General features: G+C 58.4%; 14 protein-coding genes and 3 tRNA genes. 4 read left to right on the top strand and 13 right to left on the bottom strand.

The features are described 5' to 3' along the window. Positions 1-117: 117 nt before the first annotated feature. The 6 genes from rplI to rnr all read right to left on the bottom strand — a co-directional run bounded on the left by rplI (position 118) and on the right by rnr (position 5,475). Positions 118-564: a 50S ribosomal protein L9 gene (gene rplI, locus AB6K10_RS17185; protein ID WP_044628492.1), complete on the bottom strand. Its 447-nt coding sequence runs from the start codon at positions 562-564 to the stop codon at positions 118-120. A 15-nt stretch (positions 565-579) separates the two neighbouring features. After that, positions 580-1,431 (bottom strand): hypothetical protein, encoded by an 852-nt coding sequence (locus AB6K10_RS17190; RefSeq protein WP_159343791.1) that lies wholly within the window; start codon positions 1,429-1,431, stop codon positions 580-582. A 12-nt stretch (positions 1,432-1,443) separates the two neighbouring features. Beyond that, positions 1,444-1,671 (bottom strand): 30S ribosomal protein S18, encoded by a 228-nt coding sequence (gene rpsR / locus AB6K10_RS17195; RefSeq protein WP_009097135.1) that lies wholly within the window; start codon positions 1,669-1,671, stop codon positions 1,444-1,446. A gap of 33 nt (positions 1,672-1,704) precedes the next feature. Further along, a complete protein-coding gene (gene rpsF, locus AB6K10_RS17200; RefSeq protein ID WP_044628490.1) occupies positions 1,705-2,082 on the bottom strand; it encodes a 30S ribosomal protein S6 in 378 nt (125 codons plus the stop codon). Between the two features lie 211 nt (positions 2,083-2,293). Beyond that, the gene (rlmB, locus tag AB6K10_RS17205) at positions 2,294-3,088 is read right to left on the bottom strand and encodes a 23S rRNA (guanosine(2251)-2'-O)-methyltransferase RlmB (protein WP_159342763.1); all 795 of its coding nucleotides are present in this window, start codon (positions 3,086-3,088) and stop codon (positions 2,294-2,296) included. 2 nt (positions 3,089-3,090) lie between these two features. Then, entirely contained in the window at positions 3,091-5,475 is a 2,385-nt protein-coding gene (rnr, locus tag AB6K10_RS17210; protein ID WP_159342764.1) for a ribonuclease R, read from the bottom strand. Between the two features lie 270 nt (positions 5,476-5,745). Here rnr and AB6K10_RS17215 point away from each other — a divergent pair. The 3 genes from AB6K10_RS17215 to AB6K10_RS17225 all read left to right on the top strand — a co-directional run bounded on the left by AB6K10_RS17215 (position 5,746) and on the right by AB6K10_RS17225 (position 6,139). After that, positions 5,746-5,832: transfer RNA gene (locus AB6K10_RS17215), tRNA-Leu, on the top strand. Positions 5,833-5,919: 87 nt separating this feature from the next. After that, a tRNA-Leu gene (locus AB6K10_RS17220) sits at positions 5,920-6,006 on the top strand. 46 nt (positions 6,007-6,052) lie between these two features. Further along, positions 6,053-6,139: transfer RNA gene (locus AB6K10_RS17225), tRNA-Leu, on the top strand. A gap of 199 nt (positions 6,140-6,338) precedes the next feature. On the opposite strand, the gene AB6K10_RS17230 is transcribed toward AB6K10_RS17225, so the two are convergent. Together AB6K10_RS17230 and AB6K10_RS17235 are read right to left on the bottom strand one after the other, a co-directional pair. Beyond that, positions 6,339-7,202 (bottom strand): DNA/RNA non-specific endonuclease, encoded by an 864-nt coding sequence (locus AB6K10_RS17230; protein ID WP_254436377.1) that lies wholly within the window; start codon positions 7,200-7,202, stop codon positions 6,339-6,341. 64 nt (positions 7,203-7,266) lie between these two features. Beyond that, the gene (locus AB6K10_RS17235) at positions 7,267-7,542 is read right to left on the bottom strand and encodes an Lrp/AsnC family transcriptional regulator (protein WP_044628486.1); all 276 of its coding nucleotides are present in this window, start codon (positions 7,540-7,542) and stop codon (positions 7,267-7,269) included. A gap of 252 nt (positions 7,543-7,794) precedes the next feature. Here AB6K10_RS17235 and AB6K10_RS17240 point away from each other — a divergent pair, with 252 nt between their 5' ends. Then, positions 7,795-8,109, top strand: a complete 315-nt coding sequence (locus AB6K10_RS17240) for a high-potential iron-sulfur protein (protein WP_159342765.1) — start codon at positions 7,795-7,797, stop codon at positions 8,107-8,109. An 84-nt stretch (positions 8,110-8,193) separates the two neighbouring features. On the opposite strand, the gene AB6K10_RS17245 is transcribed toward AB6K10_RS17240, so the two are convergent. The 5 genes from AB6K10_RS17245 to AB6K10_RS17265 form a co-directional block, all read right to left on the bottom strand. After that, positions 8,194-9,756, bottom strand: a complete 1,563-nt coding sequence (locus AB6K10_RS17245) for a SpoVR family protein (protein ID WP_159342766.1) — start codon at positions 9,754-9,756, stop codon at positions 8,194-8,196. A 20-nt stretch (positions 9,757-9,776) separates the two neighbouring features. Then, entirely contained in the window at positions 9,777-11,066 is a 1,290-nt protein-coding gene (locus AB6K10_RS17250; RefSeq protein ID WP_159342767.1) for a YeaH/YhbH family protein, read from the bottom strand. A gap of 71 nt (positions 11,067-11,137) precedes the next feature. Continuing rightward, positions 11,138-13,060, bottom strand: a complete 1,923-nt coding sequence (locus AB6K10_RS17255; RefSeq protein ID WP_159342768.1) for a PrkA family serine protein kinase — start codon at positions 13,058-13,060, stop codon at positions 11,138-11,140. A gap of 259 nt (positions 13,061-13,319) precedes the next feature. Continuing rightward, on the bottom strand, positions 13,320-14,378 hold the full coding sequence (locus tag AB6K10_RS17260) for a low specificity L-threonine aldolase (protein ID WP_159342769.1): 1,059 nt from the start codon (positions 14,376-14,378) through the stop codon (positions 13,320-13,322). A gap of 140 nt (positions 14,379-14,518) precedes the next feature. Beyond that, entirely contained in the window at positions 14,519-16,540 is a 2,022-nt protein-coding gene (locus AB6K10_RS17265; protein ID WP_159342770.1) for an NADPH-dependent 2,4-dienoyl-CoA reductase, read from the bottom strand. Positions 16,541-16,586: the final 46 nt, after the last annotated feature.

Here is a 16,586-nt window from a genome sequence, read left to right on the forward strand (position 1 = left end):
CTTAGCCGGGCTGCTTCCTTCACACCACTGGCCAAATCACACTCGTCAGCGGCTCAGAAAAGACAAAGGGCGCGGGAGGTCCCGCGCCCTTTGAGGCGTTAGCGTTGACGAGCGAGATTACTCGGCGACAACCACCACGCGTACAACGGCATCCACTTCTGCATGCAGGTGGAGGTCGATGTCGTATTCGCCAGTTTGACGAATCGGGCCCTGCGGCATACGCACTTCGCTCTTGGCAACTTCGATGCCAGCAGAGGAGATGGCGTCGGCCAGATCACGCGGACCGATAGAGCCGAACAGCTTGCCTTCGTCGCCCGCTTTAGAAACCAACGACAGTTCGATGTCGTTCAGTTGCTCAGCGCGTGCTTGGGCTTCTGCTTTACGCTCAGCGGCTTGAGCTTCGAGCTCGGCACGCTGTGCTTCAAACGCTTCTACGTTTTCTTTGGTGGCCGGTACGGCTAAGCCGTAAGGCACCAAGTAGTTACGACCATAACCGGGCTTAACAGTGACCTTGTCACCCAGGCCGCCCAGCTTACCAATGTTGTCGAGCAGAATGACTTCCATCTCGTAAACCTCTTGTCAATTGCTGCGGGCAAGGCGTGCGCGAACGTTCGCGAATGTATCGATCAGCCCCAACAGCAGCACAATGAGAATCGTGGGCCAGGTCGTGATCAGCAGCACATAAAATGCTACCAGCCACAGCCCGTTCATCCCCTTTATTCCAATAAACCCGTGCACTAACGCAATACCGGCTATCAACAGCGGAATCCAGCTAAGCATGGCCAGCGCCTGCGCACCTAGCACCATACCTGCCACCCCAAGCACTACTAAAATAGCGAGTTCTTTGGGAGCCAGGCGCAGCGCATGGAACTCTTCACGAAAGCCGCCTGGGTTATAAAGCCCAGCCTGCCAGCTGCGTGCTAGCGCCAAACATGCGATGGCCGCTAACAGCACAACCAACCCCGTTACGCCCCCGATCACCATGGAGGCCAGAGTCGTCGTGTCGACGCCTTGGTTGGCAAACTCTGTGAGCATGCGGTCGATCTCTTCCGAGCTCTCGCGCAACTGCTCCAGCATGAGCTCTGTGCCGCCCGGTGGGCTGAAGATGCCAAGCTGCACCATGACCGCGGCCGCTAAGGTGCCAACGATCAAGGCTTCACTCCAGCGCATCCTCTCGCGCAATATGACCGCCATGAGCGAAACGAGTAGTACGCTCGCCAGCGGAATCACATCACCCTGCGCCCACCAGAAACCGGCTGGTAATGCCGCAGCGATAATGACGGGAAGCGCGGGAGCAAAGCCCTTGCGCAGCGTCACTAACGCCGCAATGGCCGCACCTAACCAAAACAGCCAGGGCACTAACGCTGCTAGCGCTGCCCCGCCTGCGGCATAGGGCGTACCACGCATCAGCCATCTTGCTAGTGCCAGCATCACGTTAAACGCTTACTGGTGGCTATCGGAGTAGGGCAGCAGTGCCAGGTAGCGTGAACGCTTGATAGCGGTCGCCAGCTGACGCTGATAGCGTGCTTTGGTGCCGGTGATGCGGCTCGGAACGATCTTGCCGGTTTCGGTGATGTAAGCCTTCAGCGTGTCGAGATCTTTGTAGTCGATCTGCTTGACGCCTTCAGCGGTGAAGCGGCAAAACTTACGGCGACGGAAAAAACGTGCCATGGACTAGCTCCTTAAAACGTGCGGTGGATAAAATCAGGCAGTTTCTTCAGCTTCAGCGCGCGGTTTTTCTTCGCGACGCGGACGCTTTTCTTCTGCCGGCTTCATCATCGGAGACGCTTCGGTGATCGCTTCTTTGCAACGAACGACCAAGCTGCGGATGATGGCGTCGTTGAAACGGAAGATGTTCTCGATTTCTTCGAGAGTCTCGCCGGTGCACTCAACGTTCATCAGCACGTAGTGGGCTTTGTGGATCTTGTTGATCGGGTAAGCCAGGTGACGACGGCCCCAATCTTCCAGGCGATGCACAGTACCAGCGTTTTCGGTAACGATGCTGGTGTAGCGCTCGACCATAGCCGGCACTTGCTCGCTCTGATCCGGGTGGACCATAAACACGATTTCGTAATGACGCATGGAATCTCCTTGCGGTTTGGCAGCTTCCGATGTGCGCTGGGGCAGATACCTCAACGGCGACAGGGAAGCAAGGAGTTAACTGAAATGCCCTTTCTAGGCCGCGAACAGCCGAGATAGCGCATCAAGCAGAACTGTTGATCGTACAGATGAGTTACCCATACGAACGCCCGCTTATGAATAAACGAGCGCAAGCATTCTAGTGGGCTGGCCGCTAACTTGCAAGCTGCCGCTGGCGAACGGCTTCAAACAGGCAGATACCGGTGGCCACAGAGACATTCAAGCTCGACACCTGCCCGGCCATGGGCAGTTTGGCGAGATTATCGCAGGCTTCGCGGGTCAAACGGCGCATGCCCTTCCCTTCGGCGCCCATCACCAGCGCGGTAGGACCGGTCATGTCGATCTCGAACACGCTGGCCTCCGCCTCACCGGCGGTACCGGTAATCCAAACACCCGCATCTTTGAGCTTGGCCAACGTGCGCGAAAGATTCGTGACCTGATAGACCGGCACGACTTCTGCAGCACCGCAGGCCACTTTCCTGACCGTGGCATTGAGCGGCGCGGCCTTGTCTTTCGCCACGATCACGCCGTGGGCGCCGGCGGCATCGGCGCTACGCAGGCAGGCACCGAAGTTATGCACATCGGTGACGCCATCCAGCACCAGCAACAGCGGCGGTGCGGATGCCTGCCAGGCACGCAGTTTCAACCACAGCGACTCTTCACCTTCGGGCATCAAAGGGGCACAAAATGCCACCACGCCTTGGTGCGCTGCGCCCTGGGTGAGCTGATCGAGCACGTCACGGGGCTGCTCTCTGATACGCGCACCGCCGGACTGGGCCGTGGCGACCAACTCTTTCAAACGGTTACCCGCCCCCTGCTGAACCCACAGCTCCTGAGGGGACTCGCCACGCCCTAGCAAGCTCTCCAGCGCGTGAACGCCGTACACGTGATCCAAGCCATCCGGCGTGCGAATGGCCGTACGCGGGGGGCGTCGAGACGACGACTTCATGCTCACCCCTTTTTCGCTGATGGTTTGCGCGAGCCGTTGCGCGTGCGGCGCGGGCCACGACGCGTTGACGGCTTATCCTGGGCAGCGACTGCCTTGGGGCCACCACTTTCACCACGACGCTTACGCGGCTGGCGACGCGGGCGCGGCTTGTCATCGGCCAAGCCAAAGTCGATTTTCCGGTCGTCCATGTCCACGCGCGCCACCTGAACGGTCAAGCCATCCCCCAGGCGGTAGGTGGTGCCGGTACGCTCCCCTTTCAGGCGATGCTTTTCGGCTTCGTAGTGATAGTAGTCCGACGGCAGCGAGGTCACGTGTACCAAGCCCTCGACATAGAAGTCATCGAGACGCACGAACAGGCCAAACTGGGTCACCGAGGCAATCGTACCTTCGAAAGTCTCTCCGAGCTTATCGGACATGAACTCACACTTGAGCCAGCTCTCGACATCGCGGGTCGCTTCATCCGCACGCCGCTCGGTCATCGAGCAGTGCTCGCCCAGCTCCAGCATTTGTTCGAAGGTATAGGGGCACCATTTGCTCGGTGGCTCTACCGGCGCACCCTCTACCCGCACGACCGTATTGGTTTGACGCGGGCCACGAATCACCGAGCGAATGGCGCGGTGAACCAGCAGATCCGGATAACGGCGGATCGGCGAGGTAAAGTGGGCGTACGCCTGGTACGCCAAACCAAAGTGGCCTTCGTTCTGAGGCGAATAGACGGCCTGATTCATCGAGCGCAGCATGACCGTTTGAATGATATCGGCGTCCGGTCGGTCGGCAATGGCTTCGCGAAGCGCTTGGTAATCTTGCGGCGTGGGCTCGTCGCCCCCTCCGACGGAAAGTCCCAGCTCACTCAAGAACAGGCGCAGCTTGTCCAAACGCTCGGGCGTGGGACGCTCGTGAATACGGTAGAGCGCTGGCAGGTCGTGCTTGTCCAGGAAGCGCGCCGTGGCCACGTTGGCGGCCAGCATGCACTCCTCGATGAGCTTGTGAGCGTCGTTACGGGTACGCGGCACGATTTTTTCGATCTTGCGCTCGTCATTGAAGATGATCGCCGTTTCCGTGGTATCGAAATCGATCGCGCCACGCTCTTCCCGCGCAGAGCGCAGTAGGCCATACAGCTCGTGCAGATTTTTGAGCGGCTTGACCAGTTCCGCATGCTCACGACGCAGCGCTTCGCCCTCCTCGCTCTCGCCGTCCAACATCGCCGCCACCTTGTTATAGGTCAGGCGTGCATGGGAGTTCATCACGGCTTCATAAAACGAGTAGCGACTGATGGCGCCGGTTTTGGAGATGTTCATCTCGCACACCATCACCAAACGATCGACGTGAGGGTTCAGTGAACAGAGGCCGTTGGAGAGCAGCTCTGGCAGCATCGGCACGACCTGCCCCGGGAAGTAGACCGAGTTCCCTCGCGTGCGCGCCTCATCATCCAGCGCAGTGCCGGGGCGTACATAGTGGGAAACGTCGGCAATCGCCACCAACAGCTTCCAGCTGCCGGACTTGGTCTTCCAGGCACAGACTGCGTCGTCGAAATCTTTGGCGGACTCATCGTCGATGGTGACGAGCGGAATATCACGCAAATCGACGCGATGCTGTTTATCCTCCTCCAAGACCTCTGCAGAGATGTCGCTGGTTTGATCCAGCACCTCTGGCGGAAACTCGGCAGGGATGTCGTAGCTGCGGATGGCAATATCGATCTCCATGCCGGGATCCATACGCTCGCCCAGCACTTCGATCACTTCACCCACCGGCTGCACCCGAGTAGCGGGCTGCTGCACGATCCTGGCCGAAATGACCTGGCCATCCTTTGCCCCCCCACAGGAGGTGTGCGGTATGATGACTTCTTGCGTAATGCGCGGGTTTTCGGGAATCAACACCCCAAACTCCGGGGTATTGCTGCGGTAGACACCCACGATGGTTTGGGTATTGCGCGCGATGACATCGGCAATGGTGGCTTCGTCACGGCCGCGACGGTCACGGCCACTGATGCGTACCAGCACGTGATCACCGTGAAAGACACGACGCATTTGACGTGGCGGCAACACGAGATCTGGCTTCTTACCGTCATCCCGCAGCACGAAACCAAAACCATCGCGATGCCCCAAGACCTTACCTTTGATTAGGTCGAGCTTGTCGATGAGCGCGTAGGCGCCACGACGGTCCCGTAGCACCTGCCCGTCGCGTTCCATGGCCGCCATGCGCCGACGCACGGCTTCGAGATGGTCTTCATCCTCGATGCCCAGCATGCGGCTCATGTTTTCATGGGTAATGGGCTTGCCATAACTTTCTAGGGCAGCCAATAAGTATTCGCGGCTAGGCGCAGGGTTATCGTACTTTTGCGCCTCGCGCTCGGCGTGCGGATCATCACTCAACGTCCAGTACTTCATGCGATCAACATCCTTGATGGCGTTTGCGGGAGGCGGACAGTTAGCGCAGCGGCTTGGCACTGCGGGCGGGATTCGGTATCGACGCTATTGGCGTCGGCGCAAGCGGTTAATGAGCTAGCGCGTGTCATGTTTTGTTTGGTCATGGGCGCAGTATAGCGCTGCCGGTTCAATCACCCAACCACCTAACGCTGCATTAATATGATTTCAGTGTTAAAAAATTCGCCTCAGGGCTTGCATTTAACCACGGCCCCGGTATCATACGCGCCACTTGCCCAGATGGCGGAATTGGTAGACGCGCTAGCTTCAGGTGCTAGTGACCGTATGGTCGTGGAGGTTCAAGTCCTCTTCTGGGCACCAAATAACATCATGTTATCCCCTTTTCATGACGTTATAAGGTGCAGCGGCAAGTTAGCGGTGACAGCAGTAGAAGGTTAGTTTGTATTCGCCCAGGTGGCGGAATTGGTAGACGCGCTAGCTTCAGGTGCTAGTGACCGTATGGTCGTGGAGGTTCAAGTCCTCTCCTGGGCACCATGCGAATACAAACGCCGCGCTGTAACTGCAAACGAAAAGATGATGCGCCCAGGTGGCGGAATTGGTAGACGCGCTAGCTTCAGGTGCTAGTGTCCGTACGGACGTGGAGGTTCAAGTCCTCTCCTGGGCACCATGACATGGTCCCTTCCGCATCACTCTTTCATCCATGCTATCCCCTCTTATTTCTCTTTTTCTCTGTGTATTTTTTCTAGTATAAGCCACGTGCCCTATGCGCTTTTCCGATCACCGCCCTAGCGTGGTGTGTTGTAGCGCCTGCACGTTAACACGGTGGCGCATTGCGACAAGCGAGGGTCAAGCCCCCGCCCGCCGATTTACTGATAGCGTCCGGGACGACGCGCCACCTCTTCCAACGCCCAGTCTTGGGTGCGCAACTCACCTTCGAGTACGGACTCCATTGCGGGTGTCAAATCAGGAAAGAAATCCAGTCCCGTTCGCGCTTCCACCTCATCGATAGTGACGAGATAGTCATCCAGCGGCTCGTTGCCTCTTACGTCTTGAGGCATGATGAACGCTAGCGCTAACGGCGCCTCTTCGTGAGGGGCGACGATGATTTTATAAAACGCCGACGGCACTTCCACGAAACCCACGCGATTGAACACGTTATCCATAAAGTGCTCCGGGTAGATGGGCCCGGTGATTACCTGCAAGCGCTCAAAGCGAGGGGCAAAGTGGTCCATGACCGACTCTTCCAAACGCTGCCAAAGCTGACGATTCAAATTAGGCCGTTGAGGCGCCATGTTGCTCATCAAGAAGGTATCGATTTGCGCACGGCGGCCATGCACGGCGGCAATGGCATAGTTGGGGGCTAGATGCCCTCGGTCGTAGCCACTGCCGGAATAGCTGTCCGTATCTACGGGCCATAGCGTGCGCCAGTCTGCTTGGAAATTGGGCCGACTGCCGATGCGCGTATCGTCTGGCACGGCGGTGACTTGGTAGCTGACCCACAGCGCCCCGACGCGTACATCCGACCATCCCGCTAAAAACCCATCGTTGCGCAATACGCGATGAAACGTCGTCGGTTGAAACGACTCCCACGTGGGCACGCCTTTCCACGTGTACGCATCTTGATGTTGACGGCCCTGAAACTCCCACAGACCAGTACCTACGATTACAAACAGCACAGCAATGCCCAGACGTCGCCCTTGGCGACGCCAGCGCACGAACGAATTCCCCAACGAAGTCACTCCCCTACGATATTCTTTTCATCCACTCGTCTATCCGTTGCCGCGATAGCGAGGGTTACCAGCCGAGTGAAAACATGGTTTCCAGATCGTGACGAGAGTGCACCTGCATGGCGTTCAACGTTTCAGTATCGCTGATCCCCTCTACCGCATTGAGACGCTCGGTGACCAGTTCTGCCAAGCTCTCGAAGTCACGGGTGCGGGCAATGGCGACTAAGTCGTAACGACCACAGGTAGAGTAGACCTCACTGATCCCCTCTACATCTGCTAGACGCTCGGCCACTGCTTTTACCTGGCCTTTTTCGGTATTGATCAAGATCACTGCGTTCTGCATGGCGCCCTCGTTGCTCATGAAAGGTGGATATCAGGCTACGGGGCGAGTATAGCAGCCTGCGGGGTAGGGCCAAGCGCTGCTCACCTGCGTGGCTAATTGTCGCGCTATTTATAAGGTTATTCGCACTAATTTTGAGCATGCGCTAGCATGTACCTTAGACCTCCGATTTATAAGACTTGTCGGAGTATTAAGAGGTGGACCACCACCCGATCACCGTAGCAAAACGTCAGACCGTGACGATAAGGAGACACCATGGCTAATCAGAGCCGTCGTAAGTTCATGCGTAACAGCGTGCTAGGCCTCGCCGCCCTGCCGTTTGGTGCTGGAATCCTGTCGAAGACTGCTTTTGCCCAGGAACTCCCGCGTTTGGATCCCTCCTCACCTACCGCCCAGGCGCTCAACTACGTTGAAGTGGCCAGCGAAGCCAGCGATCACCCTGCTTACGAAGAGGGCGAACTCTGCTCTAACTGCATGTTCTTCAATACCGATACGCAAGGCTGCCAGCTGTTCCCCGAAAACAGTGTCGCCCCGGAAGGTTGGTGCCAATCCTGGACCGCCAAAGCGTAATACGCTGTGCCAGCGGTTAAAACGACTCACCCCGCGCCTTGCGCGGGGTGATGACGTTTGAAGACGTATAAAACACGTTCGCCATCAACTCGCCTCTTTGCTCTCCTCTTCTACCGGCCAGTGGTAGCGTCGTGTCACTTTTCCCTCCTCCATGGACACCAAGTGTACGGGGAACCCCCACAGCTGCTGTAAATGGCGAATCACCGGGTATACGCTTCGGCCCAAAGGGCGGCGATTGTCTTGAATATGGTGCAGCGTCAGCGAGCGATCTCCTCGGATGGCGGCTTCCACCACCTGAATATTGGGCTCGCGAACGGAGAGCGCGTATTGGCTGGAGAGCGCCTCCCGAACACGCTTGTAGCCCCGATCGTCATGTATCGCGGCGACTTCCAGCGTCTCGGACTGATCATCATCGACGATCAAAAAGAGCTTTAGGTCGCGAATGACTTTGGGGGAGAGAAACTGCTGAATGAAAGACTCATCCTTGAAGTTGCGCATCGCGAACTCCAGGGTGTCTCGCCAGGGGCTGCCCGCTATGTCGGGGAACCACTCACGATCTTCCGCCGTCGGCGCGTCACATATCCGCTTAATGTCCATGAAGATGGCAAAACCCAAAGCGTAAGGGTTCAGCCCGCTGTAATAGGGGCTATCGAACCCCGGCTGGTTGATGACCGCCGCGTGGGACTGCAAGAACTCCAGCATCAGCCCTTCATCCACCTTGCCTTCATCGTATAGCCGGTTCATCAACGTGTAGTGCCAAAAACATGCCCACCCCTCGTTCATTACCTGCGTTTGCCGCTGCGGGTAGAAGTACTGCGCCAGCTTACGCACGATACGTACGATCTCACGCTGCCAAGGGGCCAACAGTGGAGCATTCTTTTCGATGAAGTAGAGCAGGTTCTCCTGGGGCTCTGAGGGGTAGCGACCGCCCGTATGCAGTCCCAACGGGTCGTCGTCGCTGTGCAAGCTACCCGGCAACGGTGCCATGCCAGCCGGCGGCTCGGGGATCGTTCGCCACAGCATGTTGACCTGGGTTTGCAGGTACGCCTCGCGCTCGTCTTGGCGTTTGGCTTCCTCCTCCGCCGAGATGGGTGATGGCCGCTTGTAGCGGTCTACCCCGTAGTTTTGTAGCGCATGACAGGCATCCAGCAGTTGCTCGACGGCGTGCACGCCGTGGCGCTCTTCGCACTGCGCGATGTATTTGCGGGCGAATACCAGGTAATCGACGATGGACTCCGCATCGGTCCAAGTGCGGAATAAGTAGTTGCCCTTGAAGAAGGAGTTATGACCGTAGCAGGCGTGGGCAATGACCAGCACCTGCATCATCAAAGTATTCTCCTCCATCAAGTAGGCAATGCAGGGGTTGGAGTTGATCACCAGTTCATAGGCCAGCCCCATTTGTCCCCGTTTATAGGCCTGCTCCACGGCAAGAAACTGCTTCCCGAACGACCAGTGGTGATACCCCACCGGCATGCCGACGCTGGCGTAAGCATCCATCATCTGCTCGGTAGTGATGACTTCGATCTGATTGGGATAGGTATCCAGCCGGTACTCATCGGCGAGCCTGGCGAGTTCCTCGTCGAAGCGCTCCAGCACGCTGAAATTCCAGTCCGACCCAGTGGCGATGGGCTTGCGGGTTACACTCATGGCGCCCTCCTCGACTCGCACTAGCGCTCTTGACTCAAGCGGCGCTTGAATAGCTCACGAAAAACGGGGTAGATATCTCCCGCATCGACGATCTGGCGCATCGCAAACCGCTCGGGAAACTGTGCTGCTACGGTTTCGTACTCGTGCCACAACGACTGATGATCGTGCGGGGTAATCTCCACGTAGGCGTAATACTGCAGCTGGGGCATCAACTGCTTTACCAGCAGATCACGACAGATGTTGGAGTCGTCGTCCCAGTTGTCGCCATCGGATGCCTGCGCCACATACAAATTCCATTGCCCAGCGGGGTAGCGTTTTTCGATGATTTTATTGACCAGATTCAGTGCGCTGGACACGATGGTGCCGCCGGTTTCGCGAGAGTAGAAGAACTCCTCCTCGTTCACCTCCCTGGCGGCGGTATGGTGGCGCACGAACACCAACTCCACCTTCTCGTAGTGCTTCTCCAAAAAAAGATAGAGCAGTAAAAAGAAACGCTTGGCGATGTCTTTATGGTTCTGTGTCATGGAGCCCGACACGTCCATCACGCAGAACATCACTGCCTGGCTCGACGGCTGTGGCTGAGCAGCCAACTGGTGGTAGCGCAGGTCGTAGGTATCGATGAAGGGAATGGCGTCGATGCGCTTCTCCAGCCGCTCGATCTCGGCTTTGAGCTCCACGATACGCGCCGGGTTACGCAGCACCGGGTCTTTGCGCTCCTCGGCCGCTAGCGCCTCTTGCGCCTCTTTCAAAGCACGTTTGATGGGCGCGCGCATGGCGATACGCCGTGCATAGGCTTCGCGCATCGAGCGGGTAATGCTAATGCGCGAGGGCACGCCATCTCGCGCAAGGCCTGCCCGCACCATTTTGATCTCTTCCAGCGACTTTAGCGGCTTGCGCTGCAAATGGGGCAGCTCCAAGCCGTCGAACACAAACTCCAAGAACTCTTCACGGCTGAGGGTGAAGGCAAACTCGTCGTTTCCTTCCCCCTGGTTGGAGGCGCCGCCCTCGCCCGCTCCATTGCCGCCCCCCTGGCCCGCCGGGCGACGAATCTTATCCCCCTCCAGAAACTCCTTATTACCCGGCGAGACGATATTACGCGCCCCGCCCGGCCCGTGCTGAAACACGGGCTCTGAAATGTCCTTGGCAGGAATCGAAATTTTCTCGCCACGCTCCATGTCGGTGATGGAGCGGCGGTTGACCGCCTCCTCCACCGAGCGCTTGATGTGCTTGCGATAACGCTCCAAGAAGCGCTGCCGATTGACCGCGCTCTTGTGCTTAGCGTTAGGTCTGCGATCAATAAAGTAGGTCATTCGACCTCCTCAACACCTCGATCTTGAGCGCCGACTCTTGGCGCTCTTGTGTGCGGGCCGACAGCGGCCCGCTACTGAGACTTACGCACGCGCAGGTACCATTCGGAGAGCAGCCGCACCTGTTTTTCGGTATAGCCACGGTCCACCATGCGCGCCACGAAATCCTCGTGCTTTTTTTGATCCGACTTCGACGCTTTGGCGTTGAACGAGATCACCGGCAACAGCTCTTCGGTGTTGGCAAACATCTTGTGTTCGATGACGCCTTTCAGCTTCTCATACGACTGCCAGCTAGGGTTCATACCGTTGTTTTGCGCCCGCGCCCGCAACACGAAGTTCACGACCTCATGGCGGAAATCTTTCGGGTTGGAGATACCCGCCGGTTTCTCGATCTTCTCGAGTTCCTCGTTCAGCGATTGGCGGTTGAGCAGCTCGCCGGTTTCAGGGTCACGGTACTCCTGGTCTTGAATCCAGAAGTCGGCATAGGTCACATAGCGGTCAAAGATGTTCTGACCGTACTCGCTGTAAGACTCGAGATACGCGGTCTGAATCTCTTTGCCGATGAAGTCCACGTAACGCGGGGCCAAAAACTCCTTGATGAAGCCCAGGTAGCGCTCGAATACTTCGGACGGCAGCTGCTCGCGCTCCAACGCCTGCTCCAACACGTACAGCAGATGCACCGGGTTGGCCGCGACTTCGGTACTATCGAAGTTGAACACCTTGGAGAGAATTTTGAAGGCAAAGCGGGTCGAGAGGCCCTGCATGCCCTCGTCTACGCCTGCCGCATCGCGGTACTCCTGGATCGATTTGGCGCGCGGGTCGGTGTCTTTCAAATTCTCCCCGTCATATACCCGCATCTTGGAGTAGATGCTGGAGTTCTCCGGCACCTTGAGCCGCGACAACACCGAGAACTGCGCCAGCATACGCAGCGTATCCGGCGCGCAGGGCGCTGCGTTGAGGGAGGAGTCTTCCAGCAGCTTTTGATAGATCTTGATCTCTTCCGACACACGCAGGCAGTAAGGCACCTTGACGATGTAGACGCGGTCCAGGAAAGCCTCGTTGTTACGGTTATTGCGGAACGCCTGCCATTCCGATTCGTTGGAGTGGGCCAGAATCACGCCATCGAAAGGAATCGCGCCCATGCCTTCCGTGGGGTTGTAGTTGCCCTCTTGGGTGGCGGTCAGCAGCGGGTGAAGCACCTTGATGGGTGCCTTGAACATCTCCACGAACTCCATCAGCCCCTGGTTGGCGCGACAAAGCCCGCCTGAGAAACTGTAAGCATCCGGGTCGTCTTGGGAGTAAAGCTCCAACTGACGAATATCCACCTTACCGACCAGCGACGAGATATCCTGATTGTTCTCGTCCCCCGGCTCGGTTTTGGAGATGGCAATTTGATTCAGCCGTGACGGATAGAGCCGCACCACGCGGAACTGGGAAATATCGCCGCCGTACTCTTTTAGGCGTTTGGCGGCCCAAGGCGACATGACGCTGCGCAGATAGCGTGCAGGAATGCCGTACTCTTGTTCCAGCAGCTCGCCATCCTCTTCCGGTGAGAAGAGCCCAAGGGGCGATTCATAGACCGGCGAGCCTTTGATGGCATAGAAAGGAATGCGCTCCATCAATAGCTTCAGGCGTTCGGCCAACGACGACTTACCGCCGCCGACCGGACCCAGCAAGTAAAGAATCTGCTTGCGCTCTTCGAGCCCCTGGGCCGCGTGGCGGAAATAAGCCACGATCTGTTCGATGGCCTCTTCCATGCCATGAAACTCGGCGAAGGCAGGATAGCGGCGAATCACCTTGTTCGAAAAAATGCGTGATAGACGCGGGTCTTTCGCCGTGTCGATCACTTCAGGCTCGCCTATCGCTTCCAGCATGCGCTCGGCGGCGCTGGCATACACCTTAGGGTCGCGGCGACAAAGCGCCAAGTACTCCTCAAGGCTCATGTCCTCTTGCTGAACGCGGGCAAATCGGTCTTGAACGTGATCAAAGATGCTCATGGAACTCTCCTGTGGCCCATCCCCCAGCGCGACCGCCAAGCCAATACCCCAGGCGGCGTGCTATTTGAGGTGTCGCTCTATCAGCGTAGTCAGCATTAGCAAAAAGTGATGACATCACCTTCAACGCAGCGCATCTGACCGCTGAGATAAACCTATGAGCATCGGAGGAGAGCTTTAGTTGCGTTGAATTCTACAGAGCACTACAACGCAACACGCCACCGCAGCGGTGGCGTGCAGGCGGTCCAAGAGCCGCATCGAGCTAGGCAGCGGGGGGCTGCTCCAGCACCTCTTTGACGTCGGCCAATAGCTGGTCGAGTAATTCAACGGTGGTGTTCCACGCGCACACAAAACGCGCTCCGCCAGCGCCGATGAAGGTGTAAAACGTCCACCCTTTGGTTTTCAACGCTTCGATGGCGTGAGGCGGCAATTCAACGAACACGCTGTTCGCCTGGGTGGGGAACATCAGCGAGACACCCGGCAGCGCCTGCAGCCCCTCTGATAGATAGCGTGCCATGGCGTTGGCATGTTCGGCGTTGGTCAGCCACGCACCGCTCTCCAACAACCCCAGCCACGGCGCAGAGACATAGCGCATTTTCGACGCCAACTGCCCCGCCTGCTTGCAGCGGTAGGAGAAGTCTTCCGCCAGCTCGCGATTGAAGAATAGGATCGCCTCGCCAAACGCCAAGCCGTTTTTGGTGCCCGAGAAGCACAGGGCATCGACCCCTACCTGCCAAGTCAACTCGGCAGGCGAAGCGTTCAAACTGGCGCAGGCGTTGGCAAACCGCGCTCCGTCCATGTGCAGACGCAAATCATGCTTGTCCGCCATGGCGCGAATGGCCAACAGCTCCTCACGGGAGTAAACGGTGCCGACTTCGGTGGCCTGGGTGAGCGAGACGACTTTCGGTTTCGGATAGTGAATGTCGCTGCGCTTGGTGACCAGCGCTTCGATCCCTTTGGGGGTCAGCTTGCCATTCGCCCCCGGGGAGGTCAGCAGCTTCGCGCCGTTCGAGAAGAACTCAGGGCCGCCGCACTCGTCGGTTTCGATATGCGCCAGCTCATGACAAATCACGCTGTGGTAGCTGCGCCCCATCGCCGAGAGCGCCAGTGAATTGGCTGCAGTGCCGTTGAACACGAAAAACACGTCGCAGTCGTAGTCGAACATTTCCCGAAAACGGTCGGCGGCGCGGGCGGTCCAGCGATCGTTACCATAGGCGAGATCGTCCGCCTGATTGGCTTCGAGTAAGTACTGCATTGCCTCCGGGCAGATACCGGAGGTGTTATCACTGGCTAAAAATCGTGGGGTACACTCCGAGGGCATGACGATAATCCTTTTGTCTGGCGGTCGTGCGGCGCAGGCTGGGTGCCACCCGCGCCTTAAATCCCTAACGTGGCTTAGTGGTTAGGGTGATTCATCAGTCTATCGCCATTTTGCCGTCAACGTCACGCCCCCAATGAGCGTTACAGCGACGCCGCCAACCGTGTGCCTTGATCGATGGCGCGCTTGGCATCCAGTTCGGCCGCTTCCGCAGCGCCACCAATCACATGCACGCGCCCGCCCACCTGTTGCAGCGGGGTCATCAGGTCACGCACGGACTCTTGTCCCGCGCATACCACGATGGTGTCCACCTCGATCACCTGCTCTTGTCCGTCGCGGCGAATGTGCAAACCGGCATCATCGATACGTACGTACTCGCAGCCAGTCAGTGTTTCTACGCCGCGCTGCTTGAGCGAGGCGCGGTGTACCCAGCCCGTGGTCTTGCCCAGGTTTTTGCCCGGCTTAGAGCTTTTCCGCTGCAGCATCACGATACTGCGCGGTGAACGCGGCGGCTGCGGTGCTTTCAAACCGCCCCGCTCGCCCACTGCCAAATCCACGCCCCACTCGTCGCACCATGCGGCCACCTCCATGGCGGGGTGCCCTTCATGGGAAAGCAACTCAGAGACATCGAAACCAATGCCTCCCGCGCCGATCACCGCCACGCGCTTGCCCACCCGCTCAGGCTGCTCGATGGCATCGGCGTAGCTCAGCACGCTGGGGTGGTTAGCGCCGGGTAGCGTCAACTCACGGGGCACGACCCCCGTGGCCATCACGATCTCATCGAAATCGGCCAACGCCTCTGCGGTGGCGTCGGTATTCAGCCGCACATCGACGGCATGTTTCTTCAGCATCACTCGGAAGTAGCGCAGGGTTTCATTGAACTCCTCTTTGCCCGGAATTTTACGGGCATAATTGAACTGCCCACCCAGCTCGGCGCGACGCTCGAAAAGCACCACGGCGTGCCCACGGCTGGCCGCTGCCACCGCCGTGGCCAACCCCGCCGGGCCGCCGCCAACGACCGCCACCCGCTTGGGCGTTTGCGCCGGTGCCAGGGAAATCTCGGTTTCGTGGCAAGCGCGGGGGTTGACCAAGCACGAGGTCAGCTTGCCCATGAAGGTGTGATCTAGGCAGGCTTGGTTGCAGGCGATGCAGGTATTAATTTCCTCCGACAAGCCGGCCTCGGCTTTACGCACCCACTCCGGGTCCGCCAAAAACGGACGCGCCATCGACACCATATCCGCATGGCCGTCTGCCAGTACCCGCTCGGCCACCTCCGGCATATTGATGCGGTTGGTGGTGATCAGCGGAATCGACAGCGCCGTGCGCATGCGTCGGCTAACCTCGGTAAACGCCGCCCGTGGCACGCTGGTGACAATGGTGGGCACCCGCGCCTCGTGCCAGCCAATGCCGGTATTGATGACGTTCGCGCCAGCGGCTTCAATGGCCTGGCCCAGCTGTACGACCTCGTCCCAGGAGCTGCCCTCTTCCACCAAATCGATCATCGAGAGGCGGAAGATCAGTAGGAAACGTTCGCCAACGGCCTGACGAATACGCTTGACAATCTCAACCGGGAAGCGCATACGCCGCTCGAAATCGCCACCCCAGTCGTCGTCACGCTGGTTGGTGCGGCGGCAAATAAACTGGTTGATCAAATAGCCTTCCGAGCCCATCACCTCAACGCCGTCGTAGCCCGCCTGCTGGGCGAGCGTAGCGCAGCGAACATAGTCGGTAATTTGCTGCTCGACGTCGTCACTGGAGAGCGCCCGAGGGGTAAAGGGATTGATCGGCGCTTGCAACGCCGACGGCGCGACCAGCTCTGGGGAGTAGGCGTAGCGCCCAGCATGTAAAATCTGCATGCACAAATGGCCACCTTCGGCGTGAACCGCTTCGACCACTTGGCGATGCGCCGCGACCTGCGACGCATCCGTCAGCGCGTTGGCGCCCTGAAAGACCGCCCCTTCGGGGTTCGGCGCAATGCCGCCCGTGACGATCAAGCTTACCCCTGCACGCGCCCGCTCTGCATAGAACGCCGCCAAGCGCTCGAAGCCGTTCGGCGCTTCTTCCAGATTGGTGTGCATGGACCCCATCAAGACGCGGTTGGGCAGCGTCAAGTGGCCGACGGTCAGCGGACGAAACAGATGCGGATAAGCTGGCGCTGGGTGCATCACGGCGCTCCTTTAATGTTATTGAAACGGCTAGCCATTCGTATTC

This window comes from Halomonas sp. BMC6, from assembly GCF_964204995.1.
GTDB lineage: Bacteria > Pseudomonadota > Gammaproteobacteria > Pseudomonadales > Halomonadaceae > Vreelandella.

Excerpts from the sequence above, each read along its gene's own strand:
- rplI (WP_044628492.1), bottom strand. The coding sequence starts at position 564 with ATGGAAGTCATTCTGCTCGACAACATTGGTAAGCTGGGCGGCCTGGGT.
- AB6K10_RS17260 (WP_159342769.1), bottom strand. The coding sequence starts at position 14,378 with ATGCCCTCGGAGTGTACCCCACGATTTTTAGCCAGTGATAACACCTCC.
- AB6K10_RS17240 (WP_159342765.1), top strand. The coding sequence starts at position 7,795 with ATGGCTAATCAGAGCCGTCGTAAGTTCATGCGTAACAGCGTGCTAGGC.
- rlmB (WP_159342763.1), bottom strand. The coding sequence starts at position 3,088 with ATGAAGTCGTCGTCTCGACGCCCCCCGCGTACGGCCATTCGCACGCCG.
- AB6K10_RS17235 (WP_044628486.1), bottom strand. The coding sequence starts at position 7,542 with ATGCAGAACGCAGTGATCTTGATCAATACCGAAAAAGGCCAGGTAAAA.
- rpsF (WP_044628490.1), bottom strand. The coding sequence starts at position 2,082 with ATGCGTCATTACGAAATCGTGTTTATGGTCCACCCGGATCAGAGCGAG.
- rpsR (WP_009097135.1), bottom strand. The coding sequence starts at position 1,671 with ATGGCACGTTTTTTCCGTCGCCGTAAGTTTTGCCGCTTCACCGCTGAA.
- AB6K10_RS17190 (WP_159343791.1), bottom strand. The coding sequence starts at position 1,431 with ATGCTGGCACTAGCAAGATGGCTGATGCGTGGTACGCCCTATGCCGCA.
- AB6K10_RS17245 (WP_159342766.1), bottom strand. The coding sequence starts at position 9,756 with ATGAGTGTAACCCGCAAGCCCATCGCCACTGGGTCGGACTGGAATTTC.
- rnr (WP_159342764.1), bottom strand. The coding sequence starts at position 5,475 with ATGAAGTACTGGACGTTGAGTGATGATCCGCACGCCGAGCGCGAGGCG.
- AB6K10_RS17250 (WP_159342767.1), bottom strand. The coding sequence starts at position 11,066 with ATGACCTACTTTATTGATCGCAGACCTAACGCTAAGCACAAGAGCGCG.
- AB6K10_RS17265 (WP_159342770.1), bottom strand. The coding sequence starts at position 16,540 with ATGCACCCAGCGCCAGCTTATCCGCATCTGTTTCGTCCGCTGACCGTC.
- AB6K10_RS17255 (WP_159342768.1), bottom strand. The coding sequence starts at position 13,060 with ATGAGCATCTTTGATCACGTTCAAGACCGATTTGCCCGCGTTCAGCAA.